A 3458-nucleotide genomic window follows, 5' to 3' on the forward strand; every position below is an offset into this window, starting at 1 on the left:
TTCCCGATATCTTCCAGCAAGACGATCGACATGCCCGTATTATAACATAGGACGGGACAGGCGCCGAAAATGCCGGCCGCCGAGAGGTAAGGGCACCGCGGCGCGGTACCCTCGCAACGGTGAATCCGCCAACGGAATGGCGCCAGGTTTTGCCTCTTCTCCGTAAAAGTGCTATAAGTATTGTTTATGAAGTCACTCGTATCGAAGGATATATAATTCATGTTTCGCGGAAGCCCTGAGGAAAAACGCAACCTGATCATCTTGTTTTGCGCGCTGGCCATTATCATGCTGGGGTTCGGCATCATTATCCCCATCCTGCCCTTCTATGTCGAACGCATGGGGGCCAGCGGCGCGGACCTTGGCCTCATCATGGCCATTTTCGCCGCCATGCAGTTCATCTTCTCCCCCATGTGGGGAGATGTGTCGGACCGCATCGGCCGCCGGCCAGTCATCATGATCGGCATCGTGGGCAACGCTCTGGCGCAGGTGCTGTTCGGCCTCTCCACACAGCTCTGGATGCTCTACGCGGCGCGTGCCCTGTCCGGCATCCTCTCCGCCGCCACCTTCCCCGCCGCCATGGCCTTCATCAGCGACACCACCTCTGAAGAGAATCGCGGCGGCGGCATGGGCATCCTGGGGGCCGCTATGGGCGTGGGGATGACGCTGGGACCGGGCATCGGCGGTGTGATGGCGCGCTTTGGGCTGTCTGCCCCCTTCTTCGCCGCCGCCGGCATCTCCCTCATCATCCTCGTACTGGTGTACCTGTTCCTGCCAGAGTCCCTGCCGCCGGAGCGGCGGGTGGGCAAGGCCGGCAAACTGCACACTGTGGACCTGGGCCAGCTCTGGCAGGCACTTTTCAGCCCCATCGGATATCTCCTTTTCCTGGCGTTCCTGTTGAGCTTTGCCCTGACCAATTTCGAGGCCATTTTCGGCCTGTATGCCCTGCGCCGCTACGGTTACGGCACCACGCAGGTGGGTATGATCATGACCGTGGTCGGGCTGACCACCGCGCTGGTGCAGGGATTGCTGACCGGGCCGGCCACGCGCCGGCTGGGCGAAGTACGGGTCATCCGCACCTCCCTGTTAGTGAGCGCCATCGGCTTTGCCACCATGCTGCTTGCCGCGTCACTGCCCACGGTTCTGCTGACCACATCTATCTTCGTGTTCGGCAATGCCCTGTTGAGGCCGTCCGTGTCCTCGCTCATTTCCAAACGCACCCACCTTCCTCAGGGCATCGCCATGGGACTGAACAATGCCTTCATGAGCCTGGGACGCATCGCCGGCCCCATTGCCGCCGGCGCCCTGCTGGACGTGTCCCTCTTCCTCCCGTACCTGACCGGCGCCGTCCTGATGTTCCTGGGGCTGTTATCCACCATCCCAGGTTTCGCCAACGAAAGGCATCTATCCACGGCCCCCTCGCGAGCAGATGCGCCGGCCGACTCCTGAGGAACCGCGCCGCTATGTCCACCGCACCGCGCTCCTTTATCCCGAAAGCGTCCTCCATTTTCCGCTGGCTTGCCGCGGCCCTGATCCTGGCGTTGATGGCGAGCGCCTGTCTGCCGGCCGCTGTGCCGGGGACGCCGGCGCCCTCGCCTACAGCCTCGCCGACCGCCGTCACGCGCACCAGCACACCCACTGCCACTCCGTCGGCGACGCCCCCTGCGCCCACGGCCACGCCGGCCCCAACTTCTCCGCCTCCGCCGACGCCGGCCCCCACGCTCTGGCGCTTTCCCGACGCCGGCGCCTCGCCCCTCCTGACGGAGCTGGAAGGCGCGCGTTCGTCCATCCACATGTACATGTATCTGCTCAGCGATACAAGAGTCATCGAAGCCCTGCAGCGCGCGGCGCGCCGCGGCGTGGACGTCCGGGTCATACTGGAGCAGGAACCCTTCGGCGGCGGCGCCGGCAACGCCCAAGTCGCGCAGGAACTGCGCGAGGCCGGCGTCTCCATCCAGTGGGGCAACCCCGTGTTCCGCTATACCCATGCCAAAGCGGTAGTGATTGACCGCTCCCGGCTGATTATCCTGACGGGAAACCTGACCGCTTCCACGTTTTCGAAGAACCGGGATTTCGCCTTGCTGGACAACCATGCGGAGGATGTGGCCGAAGTACTGCGCGTCTTTGAGGCGGATTGGGGGCGCGCCGGCGTGGACCTGCGCGGTGCCCGGCTCATCTGGTCGCCGGACAACGGCCGCCAGCGCATCCTAGGAATGCTGAACGCCGCCCAGCAGAGCGTTGACCTGGAAGAGCAGTCCCTGCAAGATGAGGAAGTGATTGCGGTGCTGTTGCGCTGTCTGGCCCGCGGCGTACAGGTGCGCCTACTCTCTTCCCCCCAGACCCCGCTGGAGCGAGACCCGAATGAGCCGGGCCGGCAGGCCCTGCGCGAGGCCGGCGCCCAGGTGCGCTATTTGTCAACTCCGTACATTCATGCCAAAATGTTTATCGTGGATGACCGGGTGGCCTACCTGGGTTCGCACAACCTGACCGCCACTTCCCTGGACTTTAACCGGGAGCTGGGCCTGGCCGTCACAGACCCGCAGGTCATCGCCGAGCTGAGCCGGACCTTCGCCCAGGATTGGGCAGGCGCACGGGTCAGCCTGCGAGAAGGAGCCGAGCCGGCGGAAATTGACCACACCCAAGCCGGCCAGTACATCGGCCAGGAAGCCTGGGTGCGGCTCACCGTCACGCACGTGTATAACAGCGGCAGGGTCATCTGGCTGATGGGAAACGCGGACCAGGAGCATAACTTCAAGGTGGTGATTTTCCCGAGCGATTATGGCAAATGGCCGGCGCCGCCCGACCAGTACTATTTCGGCAAGACCATCCGGGTGCACGGCCTGATCAAGCTGTATCGGGGGTGGCCGGAAATCGTGGTGGAGGAGCCGGCCCAGATCGAGATACTGACGCCGGCAAACGATTGAGGGAACGAATGTCTGAGGAAGGTGTGGTTGCGTTGGATTTGACGGCCTGCGCCGGCATGCTGAGCGAGGCCGGCTATGACGTGCACGCCGGCAGTACCGTGATCGGCCGGCGGGAGCGCGGGGACTACGTGCGGGAGATTGTGGTGGACGCCGGCGGGCGCGTGCGTCTCACGGAGACCCTGCTCACCATGCCGCCGCGCGGCCGGCGGTTCCAGCGCGCCGGCTTCGAGTTTCGCTTCCTGCACGAGGAGCGGGAAATCACCACCGTGACCTGGAAGGTTCGCTCGGTACAAGCACTGCGCGAGAGCCTCAGCGTGGTGGAGGACCTGCTGGCAAGCGGGCCGGCGGCCGGCGCCGGCTGATATCAGGTACAGCGCGATGATCGTTATCCTGACCCACGAAAACACCGATTTTGATGCCATCGCCGCCCAGCTCGGGGCGTGGAAACTGCATCCCAACGCCCTGCCCGTTGTGCCGCGCCATCCGAACCGCAATGTGCGCGACTTCCTGACCCTTTATTGGGATGAACTGCCCTTT

At 64.1% G+C, this 3458-nt stretch carries 4 protein-coding genes; all 4 read left to right on the top strand.

Annotated features, from left to right (window positions below; genetic code table 11):
- The first annotated feature begins 219 nt into the window (after positions 1 to 219).
- Positions 220 to 1446, top strand: a complete 1227-nt coding sequence (locus H5T60_12975) for an MFS transporter (GenBank protein MBC7243342.1) — start codon at positions 220 to 222, stop codon at positions 1444 to 1446.
- A 14-nt stretch (positions 1447 to 1460) separates the two neighbouring features.
- Positions 1461 to 2921, top strand: a complete 1461-nt coding sequence (locus H5T60_12980; GenBank protein MBC7243343.1) for a hypothetical protein — start codon at positions 1461 to 1463, stop codon at positions 2919 to 2921.
- A gap of 8 nt (positions 2922 to 2929) precedes the next feature.
- Entirely contained in the window at positions 2930 to 3283 is a 354-nt protein-coding gene (locus H5T60_12985) for a hypothetical protein (protein MBC7243344.1), read from the top strand.
- Between the two features lie 16 nt (positions 3284 to 3299).
- Positions 3300 to 3458, top strand: a 159-nt coding sequence (locus tag H5T60_12990; GenBank protein MBC7243345.1) for a tRNA nucleotidyl transferase, incomplete at its 3' end; no start/stop codon positions are given.

The organism is Anaerolineae bacterium (assembly GCA_014360855.1).
GTDB lineage: Bacteria > Chloroflexota > Anaerolineae > JACIWP01 > JACIWP01 > JACIWP01.

Coding starts and splice junctions, on each gene's coding strand:
- H5T60_12980 (MBC7243343.1), top strand. CDS start 1,461: ATGTCCACCGCACCGCGCTCCTTTATCCCGAAAGCGTCCTCCATTTTC.
- H5T60_12975 (MBC7243342.1), top strand. CDS start 220: ATGTTTCGCGGAAGCCCTGAGGAAAAACGCAACCTGATCATCTTGTTT.
- H5T60_12985 (MBC7243344.1), top strand. CDS start 2,930: ATGTCTGAGGAAGGTGTGGTTGCGTTGGATTTGACGGCCTGCGCCGGC.